At 67.6% G+C, this 25,172-nt stretch carries 22 protein-coding genes and 1 pseudogene; all 23 read left to right on the forward strand.

The window, feature by feature from the left end; all coding sequences use genetic code 11:
- Nucleotides 1–79 precede the first annotated feature (79 nt).
- Nucleotides 80–511: a division/cell wall cluster transcriptional repressor MraZ gene (mraZ, locus tag KV397_RS06250; RefSeq protein ID WP_017830220.1), complete on the forward strand. Its 432-nt coding sequence runs from the start codon at nt 80–82 to the stop codon at nt 509–511.
- Between the two features lie 102 nt (nt 512–613).
- On the forward strand, nt 614–1,552 hold the full coding sequence (gene rsmH, locus KV397_RS06255) for a 16S rRNA (cytosine(1402)-N(4))-methyltransferase RsmH (protein ID WP_153244378.1): 939 nt from the start codon (nt 614–616) through the stop codon (nt 1,550–1,552).
- Nucleotides 1,549–2,109, forward strand: coding sequence for a hypothetical protein (locus KV397_RS06260; RefSeq protein WP_134351543.1), 561 nt, complete (start codon nt 1,549–1,551; stop codon nt 2,107–2,109). Before rsmH ends, KV397_RS06260 begins: the two co-directional genes overlap by 4 nt.
- Before the next feature lie 30 nt (nt 2,110–2,139).
- Nucleotides 2,140–3,906 carry a peptidoglycan D,D-transpeptidase FtsI family protein gene (locus KV397_RS06265; RefSeq protein WP_153244377.1) on the forward strand — a complete coding sequence of 589 codons (1,767 nt, stop codon included), beginning with the start codon at nt 2,140–2,142 and terminating at the stop codon, nt 3,904–3,906.
- Nucleotides 3,907–3,933: 27 nt separating this feature from the next.
- Nucleotides 3,934–5,346, forward strand: a complete 1,413-nt coding sequence (locus tag KV397_RS06270) for a UDP-N-acetylmuramoyl-tripeptide--D-alanyl-D-alanine ligase (protein ID WP_153244376.1) — start codon at nt 3,934–3,936, stop codon at nt 5,344–5,346.
- Nucleotides 5,343–6,449, forward strand: coding sequence for a phospho-N-acetylmuramoyl-pentapeptide-transferase (gene mraY, locus KV397_RS06275; protein WP_047522001.1), 1,107 nt, complete (start codon nt 5,343–5,345; stop codon nt 6,447–6,449). Before KV397_RS06270 ends, mraY begins: the two co-directional genes overlap by 4 nt.
- Nucleotides 6,439–7,974, forward strand: a complete 1,536-nt coding sequence (murD, locus tag KV397_RS06280) for a UDP-N-acetylmuramoyl-L-alanine--D-glutamate ligase (protein ID WP_261812444.1) — start codon at nt 6,439–6,441, stop codon at nt 7,972–7,974. Before mraY ends, murD begins: the two co-directional genes overlap by 11 nt.
- On the forward strand, nt 7,943–9,148 hold the full coding sequence (gene ftsW, locus KV397_RS06285) for a putative lipid II flippase FtsW (protein ID WP_047522004.1): 1,206 nt from the start codon (nt 7,943–7,945) through the stop codon (nt 9,146–9,148). The genes murD and ftsW overlap by 32 nt, the downstream gene beginning before the upstream one ends.
- On the forward strand, nt 9,145–10,221 hold the full coding sequence (locus tag KV397_RS06290; protein ID WP_261812445.1) for a UDP-N-acetylglucosamine--N-acetylmuramyl-(pentapeptide) pyrophosphoryl-undecaprenol N-acetylglucosamine transferase: 1,077 nt from the start codon (nt 9,145–9,147) through the stop codon (nt 10,219–10,221). The genes ftsW and KV397_RS06290 overlap by 4 nt, the downstream gene beginning before the upstream one ends.
- A 41-nt stretch (nt 10,222–10,262) precedes the next feature.
- Nucleotides 10,263–11,663, forward strand: coding sequence for a UDP-N-acetylmuramate--L-alanine ligase (gene murC / locus KV397_RS06295; protein WP_153244373.1), 1,401 nt, complete (start codon nt 10,263–10,265; stop codon nt 11,661–11,663).
- Between the two features lie 3 nt (nt 11,664–11,666).
- The gene (locus KV397_RS06300) at nt 11,667–12,614 is read left to right on the forward strand and encodes an FtsQ-type POTRA domain-containing protein (RefSeq protein ID WP_153244372.1); all 948 of its coding nucleotides are present in this window, start codon (nt 11,667–11,669) and stop codon (nt 12,612–12,614) included.
- Nucleotides 12,615–12,776: 162 nt separating this feature from the next.
- Complete coding sequence (gene ftsZ, locus KV397_RS06305) at nt 12,777–13,919, forward strand: cell division protein FtsZ (RefSeq protein ID WP_047522013.1); 1,143 nt, start codon at nt 12,777–12,779, stop codon at nt 13,917–13,919.
- A complete protein-coding gene (locus KV397_RS06310; protein WP_261812446.1) occupies nt 13,916–14,623 on the forward strand; it encodes a YggS family pyridoxal phosphate-dependent enzyme in 708 nt (235 codons plus the stop codon). The genes ftsZ and KV397_RS06310 overlap by 4 nt, the downstream gene beginning before the upstream one ends.
- A 43-nt stretch (nt 14,624–14,666) precedes the next feature.
- Entirely contained in the window at nt 14,667–15,140 is a 474-nt protein-coding gene (locus KV397_RS06315; RefSeq protein WP_047524065.1) for a cell division protein SepF, read from the forward strand.
- Between the two features lie 3 nt (nt 15,141–15,143).
- Nucleotides 15,144–15,443, forward strand: a complete 300-nt coding sequence (locus KV397_RS06320; RefSeq protein WP_047524064.1) for a YggT family protein — start codon at nt 15,144–15,146, stop codon at nt 15,441–15,443.
- Nucleotides 15,444–15,624: 181 nt separating this feature from the next.
- Complete coding sequence (locus KV397_RS06325) at nt 15,625–16,224, forward strand: DivIVA domain-containing protein (RefSeq protein ID WP_047524063.1); 600 nt, start codon at nt 15,625–15,627, stop codon at nt 16,222–16,224.
- Between the two features lie 9 nt (nt 16,225–16,233).
- A complete protein-coding gene (gene lspA / locus KV397_RS06330) occupies nt 16,234–16,890 on the forward strand; it encodes a signal peptidase II (RefSeq protein ID WP_081997080.1) in 657 nt (218 codons plus the stop codon).
- Nucleotide 16,891: 1 nt separating this feature from the next.
- A complete protein-coding gene (locus KV397_RS06335) occupies nt 16,892–17,812 on the forward strand; it encodes an RluA family pseudouridine synthase (protein WP_131491278.1) in 921 nt (306 codons plus the stop codon).
- A gap of 48 nt (nt 17,813–17,860) precedes the next feature.
- Nucleotides 17,861–18,459: pseudogene (locus KV397_RS06340) on the forward strand (GNAT family N-acetyltransferase).
- Between the two features lie 140 nt (nt 18,460–18,599).
- On the forward strand, nt 18,600–22,118 hold the full coding sequence (dnaE, locus tag KV397_RS06345; protein WP_261812447.1) for a DNA polymerase III subunit alpha: 3,519 nt from the start codon (nt 18,600–18,602) through the stop codon (nt 22,116–22,118).
- Nucleotides 22,119–22,189: 71 nt separating this feature from the next.
- A complete protein-coding gene (locus KV397_RS06350) occupies nt 22,190–23,377 on the forward strand; it encodes a hypothetical protein (RefSeq protein ID WP_261812448.1) in 1,188 nt (395 codons plus the stop codon).
- Nucleotide 23,378: 1 nt separating this feature from the next.
- Entirely contained in the window at nt 23,379–24,683 is a 1,305-nt protein-coding gene (gene hisD, locus KV397_RS06355) for a histidinol dehydrogenase (RefSeq protein WP_261812449.1), read from the forward strand.
- A 10-nt stretch (nt 24,684–24,693) separates the two neighbouring features.
- On the forward strand, nt 24,694–25,164 hold the full coding sequence (nrdR, locus tag KV397_RS06360; RefSeq protein ID WP_047524059.1) for a transcriptional regulator NrdR: 471 nt from the start codon (nt 24,694–24,696) through the stop codon (nt 25,162–25,164).
- Nucleotides 25,165–25,172 lie beyond the last annotated feature (8 nt).

Below are 25,172 nucleotides of genomic sequence, written 5' to 3' on the forward strand. Positions count from 1 at the left end.
TGGTCGTAGGTAAGTGGAGGAAAGTGGAGTAAAGTGGGGCGCACCTGGAGTTGGCCGGACGCAGAGGGGGTGATGGCCGATGTTGCTGGGTACGCACTCTCCGAAGCTGGACGACAAAGGACGGGTCATCCTTCCTGCGAAGTTCCGCGAGGACCTCGGTGGCGGCATCGTCGTCACCCGCGGCCAGGAGCGGTGCCTCTACGTGTTCAGCACGGCCGAGTTCGAGGCGATGCACGAGCGGATCCGCCAGGCTCCGCTCGCCAACAAGCAGGCGCGTGACTTCATGCGTCTGTTCCTCTCCGGTGCGAGTGCGGAGATGCCCGACAGTCAGAACCGCATCACCATCCCCGCGCACCTGCGTCAGTACGCAGGGCTGCAGAAGGAGCTCATCGTCACCGGAGTCGGCGCCCACGCCGAGATCTGGGACGCGGAGAGCTGGAACGCCTACCTCGCCGCTGGTGAGGAGACCTACTCCGACCTCGAGCAGGAGGTGATTCCGGGACTCTTCTGACCACGGCTGTGATGCCCCGCCGCTCCCGCCCCGACACACTTCCCCGGTGCCGGGTCGAGAAGCGGAGGGGGATCAGAGCCGATGGTCACCCCGAGAAAGATCATGAACCTCCGAGACATCCACACCCCCGTCCTGCTCGACCGCTGCGTCGAGTTGCTCGCTCCCGCCCTTCACGCGGACGGAGCGGTGCTCGTGGACGCCACGCTCGGTATGGGCGGCCACTCCGAAGCTCTGCTCGAGCGTTTTCCGAACATCCGACTGATCGGGCTCGACCGCGACACCGACGCGCTGCGCATCGCGGGGGAGCGGCTCGCCCGCTTCGGGGACCGCGTCACGCTGGTGCACACGGTGTACGACGAGATCGGACTGCACGCGCAGGGCGCGGCAGGGATCCTCTTCGACCTCGGGGTCTCCTCCCTCCAACTCGACGAGGCCGAGCGCGGATTCGCATACTCGAAGGATGCTCCTCTCGACATGCGCATGGACCAGACCAAGGGCGTCACCGCTGCCGATGTCATCGCGACGTACAGCGAAGGCAACCTGCGCCGCATCTTCGAGCGGTACGGGGAGGAGAAGCTCGCCGGTCGCTACGCGCGCTTCATCATCGAGGCGCGTCAGAAGCAGCCGATCACCCGCTCCGGCGAGCTCGTCGAGATCCTGATCGCGGCGACTCCCGCTGCCGCACAGCGTGCCGGGCATCCGGCCAAGCGCGTGTTCCAGGCCCTGCGCATCGAGGTGAACACCGAGCTCAACGTGCTGGCCGACGCGATCCCGTCAGCGATGGATGCGCTCGATGTCGGCGGACGCATCGTGGTGATGTCGTACCAGTCGCTCGAGGACCGGCTCGTCAAGCAGGCCTTCGCCGCGGCGTCGGCCTCGACAGCGCCGGCCGGGCTTCCGGTGGAACTGCCCGAACATGCTCCGCGGTTCCGCATCCTCACCAAGGGCGCGGAACTCGCCGGCGACGACGAACGCGCGCGCAACCCCCGGGCGATCCCGGTGCGGCTGCGCGCCGCCGAGAAACTGCGGGAGAGCGCATGAGTCTGAACGCGGTGGTCCGCAAGCCCGCGACGCCCCTCACCCCGACCCGCGAGCCGCAGAGGCGGTTGCAGCCCGTCACACGGCCGGCGGTCCGTCGCAAGCCGAAGCTCGCGTACGCGCTCGTCGCCCTGGGTGGGGCCCTGGCGATCGGTGCGGCACAGGTGGGGTTTTCGCTCGCGATCACCCAGGATTCGTTCACCTTGGCCGCGCTCTCCTCGCAGCAGCGTGAACTGGATCTCCGGTCCCACGCCTTGCAGGAAGAGCTCACCGGCCTCAGCTCGCCGCAGGTGCTCGCCAGCAGCGCTGCCGATCTCGGCATGGTCGTCGCCGGTTCTCCCTCGTACCTGCGGCTCAGCGACGGAGCGCTCTTCGGCACCGGAGCCGGCGCGGAGGGGATCTCGACCGTCAACCCCGACGGCGCGGCGGCTGTGGCCAACTCCCTGATCGTGGAACCGCCGCCGGCGGAGACCGTGACCGACGACGGCGACACGGCCCAGACGACGCCGGACCTTCCGCCGGCCATCACCGACGGGCTCCCGAGTCCCACCACGCACTGACCCGCACGAAATGACCGATGGAGAGATCGCATGACGACACGAGCAACCCGCGGTCCTCGGCGACGGACCGTCGTCGCCCTCGCCGTCATCCTCTCCGTGTTGGCGGCTTTCGTCGTACGCCTGATCGACATCCAGGTCGTGAGCGCCGACGAGCACGTCGCGCAGTCCCTCACCAAGATCGGCGCGGGGGACACGATCCCCGGCCGACGCGGATCGATCGTCGACGCGGGGGGCACCGTGCTCGCATCGAGCGTGCTGGTCTACGACGCGCAGCTGAATCCGAAGGTCATCATGCAGCTGGAGGAGAAGGATCCCCAGGTGCCGTGGGCCGAAGCGTCCGAGAAGATCGCCGCGATCACCGGGCAGACCGGCGATGAGGTGCGTGCCCTGGTGTCGGACGCGCTCGCAGAGAACTCGCAGAGTCAGTACGCGCCGCTCAAGAATTCGCTCACCACGGAGCAGTACATCGAACTGCGCGACCTGAAGCTCGCCTACCTCCACATGGCGGGCAGGGAGACCCGCGTCTATCCGAACGGTGCGGTCGCCGGGAACATCCTCGGCTTCCTGGACGGATCGGGGAAGGCGCAGGCCGGGATCGAGCAGCTGAGTGAGAAGTGCCTCGCACCCATCGACGGCGAGGAGTCGTACCGCAGGGGATCGAACGGCGTGGTGATCCCCGGCAGTGAACGCACGGTGGAGGCCGTCGACGGCGGTTCCGTGGAGCTCACCATCAACAGCGACCTCCAGTGGTATCTGCAGCAGATGATCGGTGAGGAGGCGCAGAAGCAGGGCGCCAAGGGCGGTACCGTCACGGTCGTCGAGGTCAAGACCGGCAAGATCCGCGCGGCAGCCGAATGGCCCTCGATGGACCCCAACGATCTGGACTCCTCGACGCCGGAGACCCGGTACAGCCAGATCTTCCACAAGGACTTCGAGCCGGGATCCACGTTCAAGGCGATCACGGCCGCCGCCGTCATCGAGGGCGCGGGCCTCACGCCGCGGAGCACGGTCACCGCGTCGTCGCGGGAGACGTTCCCCAACGGGGCCGTCGTGAACGACGCGTTCAGTCACCCCGCCTACAACTACACGCTCGCCGGTGGGCTCATCGATTCGTCGAACGTGGCGCTGTCGAAGTTCGGCACCATGGTCTCCCCGGACGTGCGCTACGACTACCTCGAGAGGTTCGGAGTCGGCCAGAAGACGCTCGACTTCCCCTCGGAGGTCGGCGGCATCCTCCACCCGGTCAGCGACTGGGACAGTCAGTCCCTCTACACGACGACGTTCGGCCAGTACTTCACGGTGACGGCGCCGCAACTCGCCGGTGCTTACCAGGCGATCGCCAACGGCGGGGAGAAGATCGATCTCTCCCTCGTCGAATCGTGCACGGCCGAGGACGGCACCGTCGTGAAGTCCGAGGCGCCGAAGCATGAGCAGATCATCAAGAAGCAGACCGCGGCCGAGCTGACGCGCATGCTGGAGAACGTGGCGGTGCAGGGCGGCAACGCGGACCGCATCCAGGTCCCGGGCTACCGCGTGACCAGCAAGACCGGTACCGCGCAGGTGTCCGACGGCAACGGCGGCTACAAGGCCGGCGTCTACTACACCAGCATGGTGGGGTTCGCCCCGGTGGACGATCCGCAGTACGTCGTCGTGGTCACCCTGGACGAGCCGACTAAGGTTGTATCGTCCGCGGCCACCGCATCCGCCTTCCAGAAGGCGATGACGCAGGTGATGAAGACCTATCGCGTGATGCCGTCCACTGTCCCGATGGACGAGCTCCTTCCCAAGTTCGGATAGTCGGCGAGAGCCGCGCATGGAGATGAAATGATCGCCCTGACGCTCGCTGAGATCGCCGCCGCAGTCGGCGGTGAACTGCGCGTGGCCGGAGAGGACACGACCGAGACCGTCGTCGACGGGATCGTCGACACCGACTCCCGCACGATGACTCCCGGCTCGGTCTTCGTCGCGAAGCCCGGCGCGGAGACCGACGGCCACCGGTTCGTGGGTGCGGCTGTCGCAGCAGGGGCCGCCGTGGCGATCGTCGAGCACACCGTCGACGTCCCCGTCAGCCAGGTCGTCGTGCCGGACGCCGTCGTGGCCCTCGGCGCCCTCGCGCGCGAGGTGGTCGCTCGCGTCCGTGCCGAGGGGCGCCTCCGCATCGTCGGCATCACCGGGTCGAACGGCAAGACGACGACCAAGAACTTCCTCGCGCGCATCCTGGAGGACGAGGGCGAGACCGTCGCTCCCGTCAAGTCGTTCAACAATGAGGTCGGCGCTCCCGTCACCATGCTCCGCGTGACGAAGAGCACCCGTTTCCTCGTGAGCGAGTTCGGTGCGGCCGCGCCGGGGAGCATCGCGCACCTCGCGGGCCTGGTGGAGCCGGATCTCGCCGTGGTCCTCATGGTCGGCATGGCTCATGCCGGAGGGTTCGGCGGGATCGAGGCGACGGCCAAGGCGAAGTCGGAGCTCGTCTCGGCAGCCCGCGTGCCCGGCACGGCCGTGCTCAACATCGACGATCCCCGAGTGGCCGCGATGAAGGATCTCGCGCTCTCGCGCGGCCTGGACGTCATCGGCTTCGGGCAGAGTGACGCCGCCGACGTGCGCGCGGTCGACATCGAGGTATCGGCCTCGGGCACGTCCTGCGTCATCGAGGTCGGCGGGGAGCGGCTCCCGTTGCGACTTCGCGTGCTCGGTGCACATCACATCACCAATGCCCTGGCGGCGATCGCCTCCGCCCTCGTCCTCGGCATCGCCCCGGCAGACGCCGTCGCGCGTCTGGAGACGGTGGAGATCGCCGAACGATGGCGTATGCAACCGCTCGGCAGCGATCGCGTCCGCATCATCAACGACGCCTACAACGCCAGCCCGGACTCGATGGCTGCGGCGCTGCGCACCCTCGCCCAGATCACCGGTCCCGACGAGCGGACGGTCGCCGTGCTCGGGGCCATGAGTGAACTCGGCGAGAGCGCGGGGGAGGAGCACGATCGGATCGGTCTGCTCGCCGTGCGTCTGAACATCCAGCGAATCGTCGTCGTCGGACCGGAGGCCAGGCGGCTCTATCTCGCCGCCGTCGGCGAAGGCTCCTGGGACAGTGAGGCCGTGCACCTTCCCGACCAGGACGCGGCGTACGAGTACCTCCGCACCGAGCTCCGCGACGGCGATCGCGTGCTCGTGAAGTCATCCAATTCCGTGGGCCTCCGGCATCTCGGCGATCGTCTGGGAGAATTGTTCTCGTGAGGTCTCTCATCATGTCGGCGGCGATCTCGCTCGCCTTCACCCTGTTCCTGACCCCCGTCTTCCTCCGGCTCTTCCGGAAGTGGGGCTGGGGACAGGTCATCCGTACCCCGGAGTCGGTCCACAATCCGAGCCATGAGGCGAAGCGCGGGACCCCCACGATGGGCGGCGTCATCTTCATCCTCGGCTCGATCGTGGGCTACTTCACGGGCGTCCTCGTCAGCGGCGAGGTTCCCGCCCTCTCGGCGCTCCTGGTGATCTGGCTGATGGTCGGCTTCGGTGCCGTGGGCTTCATCGACGACTACATGAAGGTGCGCAGCCAGCGGAGCCTCGGGCTGTCGGGCTGGCGCAAGGTCATCGGCCAGCTCATCGTGATCGTGCCCTTCGGTATCGTCGCCCTCAACTTCCCCAACAAGTGGGGGCAGACGCCTGCGAGCTCCGCGATCTCCCTCTTCCGCGACATCACCTGGCTCAACCTGTTCGCCTTCGGTGTCGTGCTCGGCTGGATCCTCTATCTGGTGTGGATCTCGGTCATCGGCGTCGCCACGTCGAACAGCGTCAACCTGACGGACGGGCTGGACGGCCTCGCCGCCGGTGCCGGTGTCATCGTCGTCGGTGCGTACAGCGTGATCGCGTTCTGGCAGTTCAAGCAGCCCTGCATCGGCGGAGACCCCGATGCGCTCGGCGGATGCTACGAGGTCCGCGATCCCTTCAACCTCGCCATCATCGCGGCTTCGGTCGCGGCGAGCCTCATCGGGTTCCTCTGGTGGAACGCCCCCAAGGCGAAGGTCTTCATGGGTGACGTCGGCTCGATGGCCATCGGTGGCGTGATCACCGCCATGGCGATCCTCACCCGCACCGAACTCCTCCTCCTCGTGATCGCCGGGGTGTTCGTGCTGTCTTCCGGTTCGGTCATCCTGCAGCGGGGCTACTTCAAGCTCACCCGAGGCAAGCGCCTCTTCCTGATGAGCCCGTTCCATCACCACCTGGAGATGCGCGGCTGGTCCGAGGTCACGATCGTCGTCCGCATGTGGATCATCGCCGGTCTGCTCGCCGTGTCGGCCGTCGGCCTGTTCTACGTCGAATGGCTCACCCGTGTCGACTGAGCGCCTCGCCGGACTCACCAGTTGGAACGCCGACTGGCGGGGTCTCCGGGTCGCGGTTCTCGGGCTGTCCATGACCGGCTTCTCCGTGGCCGATACGCTCACCGAACTCGGCGCGGACGTGCTGGTGCTCAGCGAATCCGCGGAGGAGGAATACGAGCGGCTGCTTCCGGTGATCGGTGCACGCCTCGAGCTCGGATCACTCGCCGAAGTCCCCGCCGTGCTGGTGGATTTCGCGCCGGAGGTCGTCATCGCTTCGCCGGGGTTCCCGCCCTCGCACCCGCTCATCCGGTGGGCACAGGAGTCGGGCGTGGCGATCTGGGGCGACGTGGAGCTCGCGTGGCGCGTCCGCGACAAGGTCGTCCGTGCCGACGGTTCGCCGGCCGACTGGGTGCTGATCACCGGGACGAACGGCAAGACGACCACGACTCAGCTGACCGCAACACTCCTCGTGGCGGGGGGCCTGCGCGCGGCACCGTGCGGCAACATCGGCGTGCCGGTGCTCGATGCCGTGCGCGACCCGGCGGGCTTCGACGTGCTGGTGGTCGAGCTCTCGAGCCATCAGCTCTGGTACCTCGGACAGTCCCGCCCCGAGGGTGAGCTGTTCCCGTACTCCGCCGTCTGCCTCAACCTCGCCGACGATCACCTGGTCTGGCACGGCAGTGCACAGGCGTACCGCGATGCGAAGGCCGTGGTCTATCGGAACACCCGTGTCGCCTGCGTCTACAACAAGGCGGATGAGGCCACCCGCCACATGGTGGAGGAGGCGGAGGTCGTCGAGGGGGCCCGCGCCATCGGCTTCGATCTCGGGATCCCAGGTCCGAGCGACCTCGGCATCGTGGAGGGGCTCCTGGTCGACAGGGCCTTCCTGGACGACCGTGCACGCAGCGCCCTCGAGCTCACGACCGTCGCCGCTCTCGATGAGGCGGGCCTCGCGGCTCCGCACATCGTGCAGAACATCCTCGCAGCGAGTGCGTTGGCGCGCTCCCTCGGTGTGGAGCCGGAGGCGATCCACGCAGCGCTCCAGTCCTTCCGCCTCGACGCCCACCGTATCCAGGTGGTCGCGCGACACCGGGGGATCACCTGGGTCGACGATTCCAAGGCGACGAATCCGCACGCGGCAGCGTCGTCGCTGCGTGCTTACCCGGGGGCCGTGTGGATCGTCGGGGGCGACCTCAAGGGCGTGGACATCGCCGAGCTCGTCGCCGAGGTCGGTACCACGGCTCGTGCGGCCGTCGTGATCGGCGTCGAACGTGCCTCCGTCGTCGCGGCATTCCGGCGACACGCGCCGACGGTGCCGGTGTTCGAGGTGGATGCTGGCGAGACTGGTCAGGTCATGAACCGTGTCGTGGAGATCGCGTCGGGGATCGTCGACGGCGAGGGCACAGTCCTGCTGGCCCCGGCTGCGGCGTCTTTCGATCAGTTCTCCGGCTATGCGGATCGCGGGCATCGCTTCGCCGAGGCGGTGCAGGACTGGATCGACCGGGGGAGCGCCGATGACACAGGTGTCCCGCCCTCCGCGCTCTGAGTCCGGAGGGCTCGCAGCCCGAGTCTCCCTCGGGCGTCGGTTCACTCCGGTGTCGACGGAGTTCCTCCTCATCGCATCGACCGCCCTGCTGCTGACGCTGTTCGGTCTGGTCATGGTGCTGTCCGCCACGAGTGCCTCCGCGGTCGCGAGCGGCAAGGACCCGATGGGCGGTGTGCTGCGTCAGGGGGTGTTCGCCCTTCTGGGGGTGCCGCTGATGTTCCTCGTCAGTCGGATGCCGGTCGCGTTCCTGAAGAAGATGGCGTGGCCCGCACTGTTCGGCGCGGTCGCTCTGCAACTGCTCGTGTTCACGCCGCTGGGTATCGAGGATGGCGGAAACCGGAACTGGATCCAGATCGCCGGGTTCACGCTGCAGCCCTCCGAGTTCCTCAAGCTCGCCCTGGCCCTCTGGATCGCGGCGGTGCTGCTGCGCAAACAGGCGATGCTCGGCACCTGGCATCACGTCTTCATTCCCGTGATCCCGGTCGGTGCGCTCGCGATCGGTACCGTGCTCGCCGGAAAGGACCTCGGCACCGCGATGGTGCTGGTCCTCATCCTCCTGGGGTGTCTGTTCTTCTCCGGGGTCAAGCTCCGGTTGTTCATCCTGCCCGTGATTCTCGGCGTCATCGCGGTGCTCGCCTACGCGCTGTCCAGCCAGGACCGCATGCGCCGCATCGTCGCCACGTGCGACGACATGGCGCTGTACGAGGGCGACTGCTATCAGTCGATCCACGGCATCTGGGGCATGGCATCCGGGGGGATCTTCGGACTCGGGCTCGGCAACTCCCAGGAGAAGTACGGATGGCTGCCTGCAGCGGGCAACGACTTCATCTTCGCCATCGTCGGAGAAGAGCTCGGGCTGATCGGCTGCATCGTCGTCCTGGCCCTGTTCACGTTCTTCACGGTCGGTGCGTTCCACATCATCCGGAAGACGCCGGATGCCTTCATCCGCGTCGCGGCCGGGGGAATCACGGTGTGGATCGTCGGTCAGGCCGTCCTGAACATCGGCGTCGTCATCGGTATCTTCCCCGTGATGGGCGTCCCTCTCCCGTTCATGTCGCAGGGAGGCACAGCACTGCTCGCCGTGCTGATCGCCTGCGGCGTGCTGCTCGCGTTCGCACGCACGATCCCCGTGACCGAGAAGCAGTCAGCGGAGCGGGGTAGGGTCGCCAGGTGACCTCGTATCTCCTCGCCGGCGGTGGCACCGCCGGCCATGTGAATCCCCTGCTCGCCGTCGCCGATGCGCTCCGTGAGCGCGTCCCCGACGACTCGGTCCTCGTGCTCGGCACGGCGGAGGGGCTCGAATCGCGACTCGTGCCCGAGCGAGGTTATGAACTACTGATCGTGGACAAGGTTCCGTTCCCGCGCCGACCGAACCGCCAGGCGGCCGCCTTCCCCGGGAGGTTCCGTCGGGCGATCGCCCAAGTGCGCGAGCACATCCGTCGGCACGACATCGACGTCGTCGTCGGGTTCGGCGGGTATGCGTCGGCGCCGGCGTACGTCGCCGCTCGTCGCGAGGGTGTTCCGTTCGTGGTGCACGAGGCCAATGCCAAGCCCGGACTGGCCAACGTGCTCGGTGCCCGCCGCGCGGCGGCCGTGGGCGTCGCGTTCGAGGGCACGCCTCTCCGTGGCAGCGAAGTGGTCGGGATGCCCCTGCGCCGCGAGGTGATCGCGCTCGATCGTTCGGCCGCTCGCTCGGAGGCCGCGGAGCACTTCGGGCTCGACGCCCAGCGTCCCGTGCTGCTCGTCTTCGGTGGTTCGCTCGGTGCACAGCGCCTCAACGAGGCTCTGGCGGATTCCTGGCAGGACATCCTCGCAGCGGGCTGGCAGCTGCTGCATGTGACCGGCGAACGCAGCGATCTGGCGGACCCCGGAGTCGACGGCTACGCGTTGCGTCGGTACGTGGATCGCATGGACCTGGCCTTCGCGCTCGCAGACCTGATCGTGTCGCGGTCCGGCTCGGCGACGGTGAGCGAGATCAGCGCGCTGGGGATCCCCGCGCTCTACGTGCCCTATTCGGTGGGCAACGGTGAGCAGCGACTGAACGCGGCCTCTGCAGTGGCGGCCGGTGCTGCCGAGCTCTTGGACGACGCCACCTTCGACGGCGACGCAGTACGCCGGATCGTCGTGCCCCTCTTGGGGGATCAGGCGCGGATCGGCCGGATGGCGGCCGCCGCCGCGACGGCAGGAACGCGCAACGGCACGGAGAACGTGATCACCCTGATCGACCGCGCGCTGCATGCGGCCTGACGCGGTCGACACCACCGAACGAAAAGTAGACTGAACCGGACATGATCAGACCCGACCTCTCCCTCCCACTTCCCGAGACGATCACCTCCGCGCACTTCATCGGCATCGGCGGTTCCGGCATGAGCGGGCTCGCGAAGATGTTCCTCGACGCGGGCATCCGCGTCTCCGGAAGTGACCGCGCCGACAGCGACAACCTGCGGGCGTTGGCCGCGGCGGGAGCCACAGTCCATGTCGGTCACGATGCCGCGTACCTGGGCGACGCCGACACGGTCGTGCACACCGGCGCGATCTGGCCCGAGAACCCCGAGTTCGTCACCGCGAAGGCGCGTGGCCTGCACGTGATCCACCGTTCCCAGGCGCTGCACTGGCTGATCGGGTCCCGTCGCCTGGTGTCGGTCGCCGGCGCGCACGGTAAGACAACCTCGACGGGCATGATCGTCACCGCACTGCGGGAGCTCGGGGCCGATCCCCATTTCGTCAACGGCGGTGTGATCGAGCAGCTCGGAACGTCGAGCGCCACCGGATCGGGCGACCTGTTCGTCGTCGAAGCAGACGAATCGGACGGCACCTTCCTGCTCTACGACACCGCGGTCGCTCTCATCACGAATGTGGATCCGGATCACCTGGACCACTACGGTTCGGACGAGGCCTTCCATGACGCGTTCGTCCGGTTCGCGGATGCCGCCTCGGAGGCCGTCGTGATCTCTAGCGACGATGCCGGGGCGCTCCGAGTCGGCGCCGGGATCACCCACCCGAACGTGCTCACGTTCGGTCAAGCGGCCGATGCGGATGTGCGCGTCACCGACTTCGTGACCGACGGAGGCGTCGCAGCGACCATCACCCACGGTGGCGAGCAGGTGCGGATGCAGCTCGCCGTCCCCGGTGTGCACAACGCCATCAACGCGGCCGGCGTCGTCACGGTGCTGCGCGCCCTCGGGTATCCGCTCGTCGACGCGGTCCGCGCCGTCGAAGGTTTCGCGGGAACGGTTCGCCGCCTCGAACAGCACGGGGTCGCGCGCGGCGTGACCGTGTACGACGACTACTCGCACCATCCGACCGAGGTCAGGGCGGCACTGGAGGCGATGCGCAGCATCGCGGGCACGGGGCGGGTCATCGCGATCCAGCAACCGCACACCTACTCCCGCACGCAGCACATGTACCAGGAGTTCGCCGATGTTCTCGAGGAGTTCGCCGACCACACGGTGATGCTGGACGTCTACGGGGCTCGTGAGGATCCGGTCCCCGGAGTCACCGGCGAGCTGGTGAGCAACGCGTTCCGCGACCCGTCGCACGTGCACTTCGTGGCGGATTGGCAACAGGCTGCCGACTACACGGCTACCGTGGCGCGCGACGGAGATTTCGTCGTGACCCTCGGCTGCGGCAACGTGTATCAGATCATCCCGCAGGTCTTGGAGTCCCTCCGCCGGACCGACGAGGCCTAGCCGATGCGTCGGCCCGCACCGCTTCCGTCCACCCCGGAGAGTTCGGGGGAGAAGGGCGCCGCGACGCAGGCGACGCGCCGTCCGAGTCGGCCCGGCGCCGCGGTGGAGGAGAAGTCCGCTGCCGCGGCGGAGGAGAGGCCCGCTGTCGCCGAGGAGCGCGCACCGGCGGAGGACGCGACGCTCGATGCGCCGGAACCGACCTCGACGAGGGATGTCTGGCGCGCGGCGCGCGCGCGGCGCAAGGCTCTCCGCGCAGAGATCCGCCGGTTCACCCAACGCTCTCGGCGACGACGGATCATCTGGTGGAGCAGCCTCGCCGCCGTGGTCGTCGTGATCGGAGGGAGCATCGCGGCCGCGTATAGCCCGCTGTTCGCCGTCGAGAAGATCACGGTCGTCGGGGCGACCAGCCTCGATCCCTCCGCGGTCGAGGCGGCGCTCAGCGATCAGCTCGGCACGCCGCTGGCTCTGGTCGATTCCAGTGAGGTGAAGGCCGCGCTGCTGGCGTTCCCTCTCATCGAGACGTATGCGCTGGAGGCGCGGCCTCCGCATGACCTGACGGTGCGCATCGTCGAACGCACCCCGGTCGGCGTGATCCGCTCGAACGCTGGATTCACGCTCGTGGACGCGGCGGGGGTGGCGCTTTCGACCACGCCCGATCAGCCCGCAGGGCAGCCTCTGATCGAGATCGACAGCGGGGTCGATTCCGCGGCGTTCCGCAGCGCGGGGCTCGTCGTGAGGTCCTTGCCCGCCGATGTCCGATCACAGTTGGCGGGGGTCGCGGCGACCACCCAGGACGACGTGACCCTGACGCTGAGCAGTGGGCTGACGGTGGTCTGGGGGAGCGCGGAGGACTCGGGTCTCAAGGCACTGACCCTCTCAGCGGCGATGGGCGCCCATCCCGGGGCACGGTCGATCGACGTCACGTCGCCCGAAGTCGCCGTCGTCGGCTGACCTCTTTCGTGGGGAATGGCGCGACACGCCCAAGTGGTTGCGTGCGCGCGGCCAGGCGGCGCTTACCTTCGATCAAGAGAACGCAATACCGGGAAATACTTTACACCTCTAGTTGAGGTTTAAGGTTCATCCTTTTCAGGCTCGAATAATCGGAGGCCGGCCATGAGCCAGAACCAGAACTACCTCGCCGTGATCAAGGTCGTCGGCGTCGGCGGTGGCGGCGTCAACGCCGTCAACCGCATGATCGATCTCGGTCTCCGCGGAGTCGAGTTCATCGCCGTCAACACCGACGCCCAGGCGCTGCTCATGAGCGATGCCGACGTCAAGCTCGACGTCGGTCGGGAACTCACGCGTGGTCTCGGCGCCGGAGCAGACCCCGAGGTGGGGCGCCGTGCCGCGGAGGACCACGCCGAGGAGATCGAGCAGGCCCTGACCGGTGCGGACATGGTCTTCGTGACCGCCGGCGAGGGAGGCGGCACCGGAACCGGTGGTGCTCCCGTGGTGGCCCGCATCGCGAAGTCCATCGGCGCGCTCACCATCGGTGTCGTCACCAAGCCGTTCTCGTTCGAAGGTCGCCGTCGCCAGAGCCAGGCAGAGGCGGGCGTCGCGAAACTCAAGGAAGAGGTCGACACCCTCATCGTGGTGCCGAACGACCGTCTCCTCGAGATCAGCGACCGTGGGATCTCCATGATCGAGGCCTTCGCCACCGCGGACCAGGTGCTCCTCGCCGGTGTCCAGGGCATCACCGACCTGATCACGACCCCGGGTCTGATCAACCTCGACTTCGCCGACGTCAAGTCGGTCATGCAGGGCGCAGGTTCCGCCCTCATGGGCATCGGCTCCGCCCGCGGTGCCGATCGCGCGATCAAGGCCGCCGAGCTCGCGGTCGAATCGCCGCTGCTCGAGGCCTCCATCGAGGGTGCGCACGGCGTGCTGCTCTCGATCCAGGGAGGTTCGAACCTCGGCATCTTCGAGATCCACGACGCGGCCGACCTCGTCAAGGAAGCGGCACACCCCGAGGCGAACATCATCTTCGGTACCGTCATCGACGACACTCTCGGCGATGAGGTGCGCGTGACCGTCATCGCGGCCGGATTCGACGGCGGTGAGCCTTCGCTCCGACTGGACCCGATGGTCGTCTCCCGGCCTTCGGCGACGGCTCTCCCCGAGGTCTCCCTCGACGAGGAGCCGGAGGCGAAGAGCGACGCGGCACCGGCGGAGCCGGTGCAGCAGCGAGTGCCGACCACCAGCATCGAGCCGGCTTTCGCAGACGACGACATCGACATCCCCGAATTCCTGAAGTGACCACTGCGGCCGACGGGCAGGGGCGGTCGGACCTGGCGGCGCGGCTGACGGCGATCGACGAACGCATCGCCGTCGCCGCGCGCGCCGCGGGGCGGGATCCGGCGGAGATCACTCGCATCGTCGTGACGAAGTTCCATCCGGCCTCTCTGGTCCGTGAACTGCGCGCGCTCGGTGTGAGCGACGTGGGAGAGAATCGGCAACAGGAGCTGTCGGCGAAGCAGGCGGAACTCGCAGCCCTCGACCTGACCTGGCACTTCATCGGCCAGGGGCAGACGAACAAGGCCGCGGCCATCCGGCGCAGCGCCGACGTCGTGCATTCCGTCGACCGGGGCCGATTCGCCGACGCGCTGGACCGCGCGGCCCAGGACGATGGCCTCCTCGACGTGCTCGTACAGGTCAACCTGACCGACGATCCTGGTCGCGGGGGAGTGGCACCCGCTGACGCCGTCGCACTCGCCGAGCACGTGCTGGCGCTGCCATCGCTCCGTCTGCGGGGCGTCATGGCGGTCGCGCCACTGGATGAGGAACCCGGCGCTGCATTCGCGCGCTTGCGTGCCGTCGCTGAGGGCGTCCGCGCCGTTCAGCCCTCCGCATCGTGGATCTCCGCCGGGATGACCGGCGACTTCGTGGAGGCGATCGACGCCGGCGCGACACACCTGCGGATCGGCTCCGCAATCACCGGCCCCCGGCCCGACCGGGGTTAACCTGTGAAAAGACCAGCCCCAAACGTTCGAACCGGAGGACACGATGGGTAACCCGCTGAAGAAGACCATGGTGTATCTCGGCCTCGCCGACGAGGAAGAGGTCTACGAGGAGGAGGCGCAGGCTCCTGCGCGCGCTCACCGCGAGCGCGACCGCGAGCGCGAAGAGCCGGCTCCGGCTCCCGTCACGCCCCTCCGTCGTCCCGTCGCCGTCCGCCAGCCCTCTGCAGGAGCCGTGAACGAGATCCTCACCGTCCACCCCAAGCAGTACCGCGACGCTCAGCTGATCGCGGAGAGCTTCCGCGAGGGCGTCCCGGTCATCATCAACCTCTCCCAGATGAGCGATGCCGACGCGCGCCGTCTCATCGACTTCGCGAGCGGGCTCTCCCTCGGCCTGTACGGCCGTATCGAGCGGGTCACCTCGAAGGTGTTCCTGCTCTCGCCGGAGAACATCGCGGTTTCGGGCCACGGGGGCATCGCGCACGCAGACGCTGAGTCTGCGGGCTTCGACCAGTCGTAGCTCGTGGAGTTGGTCTCCGTCGCAGCGAGCATCGTTCATCTGGTGCTGCTGCTCTACATCTTCGTGCTCTTCGCGCGCCTCATCCTGGACTACATCCCCCTCTTCAATCGGGAGTGGCGTCCCAAGGGGTTCGGTCTGGTCGCCGCTGAGGCTGTCTACACGGTCACGGATCCGCCCATCCGGTTCTTCCGGCGGCTCATCCCGCCACTGCGGATCGGTTCCCTGTCGCTCGATTTCGGGTTCACGCTCACCCTGTTGATCGTGCTGGTCCTGATGAACATCGTGCGGCTGTTCATCCGCTGAACTCCCGGCGATCCGCCCGGATCCGCCACGTGGACTTCGTGTTCTCTGGGTGTCGTGACATCGCGGCGCTGAGGCGCGGGGGCTATGCTGGCACCCAGGTGCGCGCCCCGGGTTCGCGCCACATCACGACCACGCCATACATCGATACTGGCATTCGTACTCATCGAAAGAGGAGCCACTCATGGCACTTACCCCGGATGACGTCGTCACCAAGCAGTTCCAGCACGTCCGCTTCAAGGACGGCTTCGACCCGGATGAGGTCGACGACTTCCTCGACGAGATCGTCATCGAGTGGCGCAAGGCTCTCGAAGAGAACGTCGAGCTGAAAGCCAAGCTGGCCGCCTACGAGTCCGGCGAGGCCCCCGAGGCCGCCGCTCCGGCCGCGGCACCTGCGGCGCCCGAGACTCCGGCTCCCGTGGCCGAGGTTCCCGCAGAGCCTGCTCCGACCGGCTCCGCGACCGCGACCGCCGGCATCATCGAGCTCGCACAGCGTCTGCACGACGAGCACGTCGCCGAGGGTGAGGCGAAGCGCAACGCGCTCATCGCCGAGGCCGAGACCGAGGTCGCCCGGATCCGCACCGAGGCCGAGGCCAAGCAGCGCGAGGAGTCGGCACGCCTGGAGCGCGAGCGCAACACGCTCGAGGCTCGCATCACCGAACTCCGCAACTTCGAGCGCGACTACCGCTCGCAGCTGCGCGGATACATCGAAGGCCAGCTCCGCGAGCTCGACGAGAAGTCGGCGTCCACGGACTCCACGCCCGTCTCCGCGATCGGTCTGTAAGGCGCCCTCTTGTCAGGACGTCGTCCCCTTCGTCGGTCGGCGGCCGGTGCGATCGTTGCGATCCTCGCAGCGCTCGTACTGGCCGCCGATCAGTTTGTGAAGTACCTCACGATCGAGAACCTGCCGCTGCAGGTACCGGTCCCGGTTCTCGGTGAGTTCCTTCAGCTGTACTACGTCCGCAACCCCGGCGCGGCATTCTCGCTCGGCTCCGAGGTCACCTGGATCTTCACGATCGCCCTCGCGGTCGTCGCGTCGATCATCATCTGGAAGGCGTTCGGGCTCAAGTCCCGGCTGTGGGCCGTGGTTCTCGGCTGCCTGCTCGGCGGCGTGCTCGGCAACCTCACCGATCGACTGTTCCGGGAGCCCGGGTTCCCGGTGGGACATGTCGTCGACATGATCTCGATGCCGTGGATGATGCCGGCCATCTTCAACGTCGCGGACATCTTCATCGTCACCGGCATGATCTCGGTGGCCCTGCTCGTGGTCTTCGGCCTGCGCTTCGACGGCACGCGCGAGCGCGATCACGCGGTGGTCGAGACCGAGGAAGAGGCGGAAGCTGCGGCGATCGCCGCCGAGGCGGCGACCGAGACGGACGCGGACGAGGTGGACGCGGGCGACGATGACGCACCTTCGGAGGATGCGGCTCCCGCATCGGAAGGCCGCTGACGTGGAGTCCCGATCTCTGCCGGTTCCTGACGGCTTGGACGGCACGCGGGTGGATGCCGCGCTCGCGAAGCTGATGGGTTTCTCCCGCACCTTCGCTGCGGATGTCGCCGCGGCCGGCGGAGTCCGTCTGGACGGCGTGACGCTCGACAAGTCTGACCGCTTGCGCGGTGGTGGCTGGCTCGAAGTCGAATGGGCGCCGAAGGAGGCGCCGCGAGTCATTCCGATCGCGGTTCCCGAGCTCGGGGTCGTGTACGACGACGACGACATCATCGTGGTCGACAAGCCCACGGGCGTGGCCGCGCATCCGTCCGTCGGGTGGGAGGGCCCCACCGTCGTCGGCGCACTCGAGGCCGCCGGATTCCGCGTCGCGACGAGCGGTGCCGCCGAGCGTCAGGGGATCGTGCACCGGCTGGACGTCGGCACGAGCGGCCTCATGGTCGTGGCGAAGTCTGAGCAGGCGTACACGACGCTGAAGCAGGCGTTCAAGGACCGTACGGTCGAGAAGATCTATCACGCGGTCGTGCAGGGGCATCCTGATCCGCTGGCGGGAACGATCGACGCGCCCATCGGGCGCCATCCGAACCACTCCTGGAAGTTCGCCGTCGTTCCCGACGGGAAGCCCTCGGTGACCCACTACGAGACGCTCGAAGCTTTTCCGGGCGCTTCGCTCCTCGAGATCCATCTCGAGACGGGGCGCACGCATCAGATCCGCGTGCACATGGCTGCTCATCGGCATCCGTGCGTCGGCGATCCGCTGTACGGCGCCGACCCCACGATGTCAGCCCGGCTCGGGCTCACACGTCAGTGGCTGCACGCACATCAGCTCGCGTTCGCGCACCCGGCGACGGGGGACTGGGTGCAGTTCGAGTCGCCCTATCCGGCAGACTTCCGCCACGCGTTGGACGTCCTGCGCGGCGAATAGTCGGCGCTGCGCCGGCCCGATGTCGGTGTCGTGCGCGACACTGAGCGCATGAGCATCGAGGTTCGTCCTGCAACCGTGTTCGACGACGTCGCAACCCTCGTCGGGCCGAAGAAGCCGACGTCGAACGTGTGCTTCTGCCTGAGCTATCGCATCGGCAACAAGGAGAACCTTGCGCTGAAGGGTCCGGCCCGCGCCGACCGGGTGCGTGAGCTGTGCCACGAGGACCCTCCCCCGGCGTGATCGCCTATCTCGACGACGAGCCTGTCGGCTGGGCGGCACTGCATCCGCGGCGCGAGACGAGCTTCGCCCGCAATCGGCTCATCCCGCAGATCGATGACCTCGGCGTCTGGTCGCTGTGGTGTTTCCGGGTACGCCCCGGGTACCGGAAGCAGGGCATCTCCCATGCGCTGATCGACGGTGCTGTCGCATATGCGACGGAGCGCGGCGCGCCCGCCATCGAGGGCTATCCGGTAGACAACGGGGGCGAGAAGGTGAATCTGACGATGGCGTACGTCGGCACGCGAGCGCTCTTCGAGAGTGCAGGATTCGTGAAGGCCGCGGATACGGGTTCCGTACTCGACGGGTTCCCGCGGGTGCTGATGAGGCTCGACCTGGGGACGCCACAGAGATCGTCGAAGAAAGCGTGACCACAGACAGAGCGAGGCTGACGTCTCAATTCCTACATGACTTTCGGAGTTAGGCGTCGTCGATTCACTGCCGTGAGGGAACCTCGACGCAGCCCCGGCGCCGACCTCCGGTGTCGGGGCTCCGCCGTAGACTCGAAGGCATGGCATCCGACTCCTTCGTCCACCTGCACGTGCACAGCGAGTACTCCATGCTGGACGGTGCGGCGAAGATCAATGCGATGACCCAGGCAGCCGCCGAATACGGGATGCCGGCTATCGCGGTGACCGATCACGGCAACACTTTCGCGGCATTCGAGTTCTACAACGCGGCGCGGAACGCGGGTATCAAGCCCATCATCGGGCTCGAGGCATACATGACCCCGGGCACGCACCGCAGCGACAAGACGCGCGTGCAGTGGGGCTCACCCGACCAGAAGAGCGACGACGTCTCCGGTTCGGGCGCGTACACCCACATGACGATGTGGAGCCAGAGCACCGCGGGCATGCACAACCTCTTCCGGATCAGCTCCCGGTCGAGCATGGAGGGTTACTACTTCAAGCCCCGCATGGACCGCGAGCTGCTCCAGACCTACGGCAAGGGCATCATCGCGACTACAGGATGCCCCTCCGGCGAGGTCCAGACGCGACTGCGGCTGGGGCAGTACGACGCGGCGCGCGCGGCGGCTGCAGAGTTCCAGGACATCTTCGGCAAGGAGAACTACTTCGCCGAGATCATGGACCACGGTCTCTCCATCGAGCGACGGGTGATGACCGACCTGCTCCGCCTCGCGAAAGACCTCAACATCCCGCTCGTCGCGACCAACGACTCGCACTACACGCACCAGCACGAGGCCGACGCTCACGAGGCTCTGCTGTGCGTGCAGTCGGGTTCCACCATGGACGATCCGAACCGATTCAAGTTCGACGGCGACGGCTACTACATCAAGACCGCCGCCGAGATGCGGCAGCTGTTCCGCGATCACCCCGAGGCCTGCGACAACACGCTCCTGATCGCCGAGCGCTGCGAGGTCGAGTTCGACACCTCGGCGAACTACATGCCGCGCTTCCCGGTCCCCGACGGTGAGACCGAGGACAGCTGGCTCATCAAGGAGGTCGAGGCGGGCCTGCACTACCGGTACCCCGGTGGCATCCCCGACAAGGTGCGCAAGCAGGCCGAGTACGAGACCGGCATCATCCTGCAGATGGGCTTCCCCGGCTACTTCCTCGTCGTCGCGGACTTCATCAACTGGGCCAAGGACAACGGCATCCGTGTCGGTCCCGGCCGTGGTTCGGGTGCCGGGTCGATGGTCGCCTACGCGATGCGGATCACCGATCTCGACCCGCTCGAGCACGGTCTGATCTTCGAGCGCTTCCTCAACCCCGACCGTGTCTCGATGCCCGACTTCGACGTCGACTTCGATGATCGTCGCCGCGGCGAGGTCATCGAATACGTCACCGAGAAGTACGGATCCGAGCGCGTCGCCCAGATCGTCACATACGGCACGATCAAGTCGAAGCAGGCGCTGAAGGACGCCGGGCGCGTTCTCGGCTTCCCCTTCAGCATGGGGGAGCGCCTCACGAAGGCGATGCCGCCGCCCGTGATGGGCAAGGACATGCCCCTGGACGGCATGTTCGACTCGGCGCACCCCCGGTACAAGGAAGCGAGCGAGTTCCGCACGCTGATCGAGACCGACCCGGAGGCCAAGACCGTCTTCGACCGTGCTCTCGGTCTCGAAGGGCTGAAGCGTCAGTGGGGCGTCCACGCCGCCGGCGTGATCATGTCGTCCGATCCGCTGCTCGACATCATCCCGATCATGAGGCGCGAGCAGGACGGCCAGATCGTCACGCAGTTCGACTACCCGTCGTGTGAGTCGCTCGGGCTGATCAAGATGGACTTCCTCGGGCTGCGCAACCTCACGATCATCTCCGATGCGCTCGACAACATCCGGACGAACCGGGGCGAAGAACTCGACCTCGAGCACCTCGGTCTCGACGACCCGGGTGTGTATCAGCTGCTCGCGCGCGGAGACACCCTGGGCGTCTTCCAACTCGACAGTCCGCCGCTGCGCTCGCTGATGCGCCTGATGAAGCCGGACAACTTCGGTGACATCTCGGCCCTCATCGCCCTGTATCGCCCGGGCCCGATGGGCGCGAACTCGCACACCAACTACGCACTGCGCAAGAACGGGGTGCAGGAGATCACCCCCATCCATCCCGAGCTCGAAGCGCCGCTCGCGGAGATCCTGGAGGAGTCGTACGGGCTCATCATCTACCAGGAGCAGGTCATGGCCATCGCTCAGGCCGTCGCCGGCTTCAGCCTCGGACAAGCAGACATCCTCCGTCGCGCGATGGGCAAGAAGAAGAAGTCGGAGCTCGACAAGCAGTACGAGGGCTTCGCCGGCGGGATGAAGGAGCGCGGCTTCGGCGAGGACGCGATCAAGGCGCTGTGGGACATCCTGCTGCCCTTCTCGGACTACGCCTTCAACAAGGCCCACTCCGCGGCGTACGGACTCGTGTCGTACTGGACCGCATACCTCAAGGCGCACTATCCCGCCGAGTACATGGCGGCGTTGCTCACCAGCGTGGGCGACTCCAAGGACAAGATGGCCCTGTACCTGAACGAGTGCCGTCGCATGGGGATCAAAGTCCTTCCGCCCGACGTCTCGGACTCGATCAACTTCTTCGCGGCCGTCGGAGACGACATCCGCTTCGGCCTCGGCGCTGTGCGCAACGTCGGCAGCAACGTCGTCGAAGGGATCGTGCAGGCGCGCAAGGGGGAGCGGTTCACCTCGTTCCACCACTTCCTCGACACCGTGCCGCTGCATGTCTCGAACAAGCGCACCGTGGAGTCCCTGATCAAGGCCGGCGCCTTCGACTCGATGGGCGACACCCGCCGAGCGCTCATGGAAGTGCACGAAGACGCGGTCGAGGCAGCCGTCGACCGCAAGCGCAACGAGGCACAGGGCGCGATCGGGTTCGACTTCGACAGTCTCTACGACGGCATGGAAGAGGCCGCTCCGGCCAAGGTGCCGGCCCGCCCCGAGTGGGTCAAGAAGGACAAGCTCGCCTTCGAGCGGGAGATGCTCGGCCTGTACGTCTCCGATCACCCGCTGGCCGGGCTCGAGGTGCCGCTCGCGAAGCATGCGTCGATCTCGATCCATGACCTCAACAACTCCGAAGACCTGCAGGACGGCGATCAGGTGACTGTGGCGGGCCTCGTGACCAGTGTGCAGCACCGCGTGGCCAAGGCGAGCGGTAATCCGTACGGCATGATCACGGTCGAGGACTTCAACGGCGAGGTCACCGTGATGTTCATGGGCAAGACGTACACCGAGTTCCAGCACACCCTGCAACAGGACGCGATCCTCGCCGTGCGCGGGCGCGTGTCCCGTCGTGATGACGGCCTCAACCTGCACGCGCAGTCCGCGTTCGCGCCCGACATCGGCTCGTTCGATGCCGCAGGGCCACTGTCGTTGGTCTTGGCGGAGCAACGTGCCACCGAGCGGGTGATGGGTGAGCTCGCCGAGGTCCTGCGTCGGCACAACGGCGACACGGAGGTGCTGCTCCGCGTGCACCGCGGCGGCACTGCGAAGGTCTTCGAGGTGCCCATGCCGGTGAAGGTCTCGGCAGACCTCTTCGGTGACCTCAAGTCCCTTCTCGGACCCACCTGTCTGGGGTGAGCGGGTAGGATCATGAGCCGTCGGCAGCACGACGAATCCCCCCGTCGAGCACGGTGACGAAAGGACCACGCATGAGCACGGAACTCCCTGAGCCGGGTGTCGAAGATGCGGACTTCAGCGATGACGACGGTGTCCTCTACGACGACGAGGTGACTCCGGAGTACGGGATCCTCGGATTCACCCTCCGTGAGCTGCTCATCGTCAGCGTGTGGCTGGTCTCCTTCGTCGTGTCGTTCTTCCCGCTGGCCGGGGGCGCCTCGCTCTGGGGTGTCGGAATCCAGTGGATCCTTCCGGTGGGTCTCCCCACGGTCGCCGTGTTCCTGCTCGTGCTCCGTCGCTTCTCGCCGGACGGTATCCGTCGCGTAGGGTCGCTCGGCATCGACCAGTTCGCCTCTGTAGCCTTCTCGGTCGCAGCCGTCGTCTGGGCCGGGAACGTGTGGCTCACGATCTCCGGGCTGATCGCCACCGGGTTCTGGTCGCTTCCGTGGAGCGGGGTGGTGATGGCCGTCGCCGCTCTGGCTCTGGTCGTGCTCACGGTGTTCGCTCCACTCATCCCGGGGCTGAAAGAGGACTTCCACGGACGTCTGGTCACCCTCGCCCACCGCAATGCCAACCCGGTGCGCCCCGTCATCGCGCGACCGCGACCCGAACCGGTCGCCACGGAGCCCGAGCCGCAGGCCGCCACCGACGGCGACCGGACGGATGTGAGCCTGGATGCTTCCGCGCCTCCTCCGGTCGCAGACGACAGCCGGGATTCCGGGAGCCAGGCCACGGACGAGGTCGAGCGCGTCGACCTCGCCGCGCAGGTGCCCCTCACGGCACACGCGTCCGGTGGTGACATCGGCACCGTGCACGGCACGGATGACGAGGAGTACGTGCCCACGTACTCTCGGCGTTCTCGGGGGCAGGAGCCCGAGATCGTCTCGGACACCGGGAGCATCGAGTCCCTCCTCGAGACCGCTGCGACATACGAGACCGCTGTCGTCCCCGACGACACGGAAGCTCCGATCGTGGAGGGTTTCGCCGACGCGGACCTCGATGCGACGAATCCGCGCGAGTCGACTCCGGTCGCGCAGCCGTTCTGGATCCTCGCGCCCTCTGAGCGTGACGTCCACGACGAGCGCGGCGACGCGTTGTTCCGCATCGGCCCGAATGCCTGGGCGCTCGTGATCGAAGACCGTGGAGGTGCCTACGTCGTGCGACATGACGACGGGCGGATCGGCTACCTCCACGACATCTCCGACATCACGAAAGGCTGAAATGCGCACGATCGATCTGCGGGGGCGCGAGCTCTCGCCCGCTGACATGCTCGCCGCCGTACCGCGCGCCACACAGGCGCGTGCCGAGGCGCTCGACACCGCCGCCCGCCTCGTCGACGACGTCCGCGACCGCGGTGAGGCCGCTCTCCGCGAGCAGGCGGAACGCTTCGACCGGGTCGCCGGACACTCCGTCCGGGTTCCTGCCGCGCACATCGAAGAGGCGCTGGCCGACCTCGCCCCCGAAGTGCGTACCGCTCTCGAGGAGGCGATCCGCCGCGTGCGACTGGCCTCCGCAGCCCAGGTGCCGGCTTCGCAGGTCACCCGCATCGGCGACGGTGCCGTCATCACGCAGCGCTGGCAGCCCGTCCACCGCGTGGGTGTGTACATCCCCGGTGGGAAAGCGGTCTACCCGTCCAGCGTGATCATGAACGTCGTGCCGGCTCAGGTGGCAGGTGTGGAGCAGATCGCATTGGCATCGCCGCCGCAGGCGGATCAGGGAGGGCGAATCCACCCGACGATCCTCGCCGCGGCCGCCCTGCTGGGCGTGACCGAGGTCTATGCGATGGGCGGAGCGGGGGCGATCGGCGCGTTCGCGCACGGTGTCGCCTCGCTCGGGCTCGACCCCGTCGACGTCGTCTCCGGGCCCGGCAACAACTACGTCGCCTCCGCCAAGCGCGCGGTCGCCGGCGTCGTCGGGACGGACTCGGAGGCCGGCGCGACCGAGATCCTGGTCGTCGCCGATGCCGATGCCGATCCGCGCCTCATCGCCGCCGACCTCGTGAGCCAGGCGGAGCACGACGAACAGGCATCCGCGGTACTGGTCACGGACGCCGCCGAGCTCGCTGCACGCGTCGCCACCGAAGTCGAGCGGATCTCCGTCCGCACCCGTCACAGCGAGCGTGTCGCCGCGTCCTTGGGAGGACCGCAGTCGGCGATCGTCCTCGTCGACGATCGCGCCATGGCGACCGCGTTCAGCAACGCCTACGCGCCCGAGCACCTCGAACTCCACCTCGCCGATGCCGAGAGCGCCGCGTCGGCCTTCACGAGCGCCGGAGCGGTCTTCGTCGGAGACCAGACGCCGGTGAGCCTGGGGGACTACATGGCGGGGAGCAACCACGTGCTCCCGACCGGCGGTCAGGCGCGGTATGCACCGGGACTCGGCGCGTACACGTTCCTGCGTCCTCAGCAGGTGATCTCCTACGACAGGGCCGCACTGGCCGCTGTCCGAGCGGGGGTCGTCGCTCTCGCCGAGTCCGAGGCGCTGCCGGCGCACGGTGAGGCGATCGAGGCGCGCTTCACCGCGTAGGATCGGTCAGATGCACTGCCCCTTCTGCCGTCATCCCGACTCCCGCGTCATCGACTCCCGCACGAGTGACGACGGGCTCTCGATCAGGCGGCGTCGTCAGTGCCCAGAGTGCGGGGGCCGTTTCACGACCACCGAGACGGCGAGCCTCAACGTCATCAAGCGTTCCGGCGTGATGGAGCCTTTCAGCCGGGAGAAGGTCATCTCCGGCGTGCGCAAGGCGTGTCAGGGGCGGCCGGTGACCGAGGCCGATCTCGCCATCCTCGCGCAGCGCGTGGAGGAGGCTGTTCGCCAGACGGGGGTGTCGCAGCTCGACACGAACGAGATCGGTCTGGCCATCCTCGGTCCGCTGCGTGATCTCGATGAGGTCGCTTTCCTCCGCTTCGCCAGCGTCTACCAGGCGTTCGACTCGCTCGAGGACTTCGAGGCGGCGATCACCGACCTCCGCGCCGACCACACGAAGCAGGAGGCCGAGGAGCGGTAATCTGGCAG

Origin of the sequence: Microbacterium aurugineum (genome assembly GCF_023101205.1) — a bacterium.
Lineage (GTDB): Bacteria > Actinomycetota > Actinomycetes > Actinomycetales > Microbacteriaceae > Microbacterium > Microbacterium aurugineum.

Excerpts from the sequence above, each read along its gene's own strand:
- KV397_RS06260 (WP_134351543.1), top strand. The coding sequence starts at position 1,549 with ATGAGTCTGAACGCGGTGGTCCGCAAGCCCGCGACGCCCCTCACCCCG.
- mraZ (WP_017830220.1), top strand. The coding sequence starts at position 80 with ATGTTGCTGGGTACGCACTCTCCGAAGCTGGACGACAAAGGACGGGTC.
- rsmH (WP_153244378.1), top strand. The coding sequence starts at position 614 with ATGAACCTCCGAGACATCCACACCCCCGTCCTGCTCGACCGCTGCGTC.
- murC (WP_153244373.1), top strand. The coding sequence starts at position 10,263 with ATGATCAGACCCGACCTCTCCCTCCCACTTCCCGAGACGATCACCTCC.
- KV397_RS06265 (WP_153244377.1), top strand. The coding sequence starts at position 2,140 with ATGACGACACGAGCAACCCGCGGTCCTCGGCGACGGACCGTCGTCGCC.
- KV397_RS06350 (WP_261812448.1), top strand. The coding sequence starts at position 22,190 with ATGAGCACGGAACTCCCTGAGCCGGGTGTCGAAGATGCGGACTTCAGC.
- KV397_RS06270 (WP_153244376.1), top strand. The coding sequence starts at position 3,934 with ATGATCGCCCTGACGCTCGCTGAGATCGCCGCCGCAGTCGGCGGTGAA.
- ftsW (WP_047522004.1), top strand. The coding sequence starts at position 7,943 with ATGACACAGGTGTCCCGCCCTCCGCGCTCTGAGTCCGGAGGGCTCGCA.
- KV397_RS06300 (WP_153244372.1), top strand. The coding sequence starts at position 11,667 with ATGCGTCGGCCCGCACCGCTTCCGTCCACCCCGGAGAGTTCGGGGGAG.
- KV397_RS06325 (WP_047524063.1), top strand. The coding sequence starts at position 15,625 with ATGGCACTTACCCCGGATGACGTCGTCACCAAGCAGTTCCAGCACGTC.
- hisD (WP_261812449.1), top strand. The coding sequence starts at position 23,379 with ATGCGCACGATCGATCTGCGGGGGCGCGAGCTCTCGCCCGCTGACATG.
- nrdR (WP_047524059.1), top strand. The coding sequence starts at position 24,694 with ATGCACTGCCCCTTCTGCCGTCATCCCGACTCCCGCGTCATCGACTCC.
- ftsZ (WP_047522013.1), top strand. The coding sequence starts at position 12,777 with ATGAGCCAGAACCAGAACTACCTCGCCGTGATCAAGGTCGTCGGCGTC.
- KV397_RS06315 (WP_047524065.1), top strand. The coding sequence starts at position 14,667 with ATGGGTAACCCGCTGAAGAAGACCATGGTGTATCTCGGCCTCGCCGAC.
- dnaE (WP_261812447.1), top strand. The coding sequence starts at position 18,600 with ATGGCATCCGACTCCTTCGTCCACCTGCACGTGCACAGCGAGTACTCC.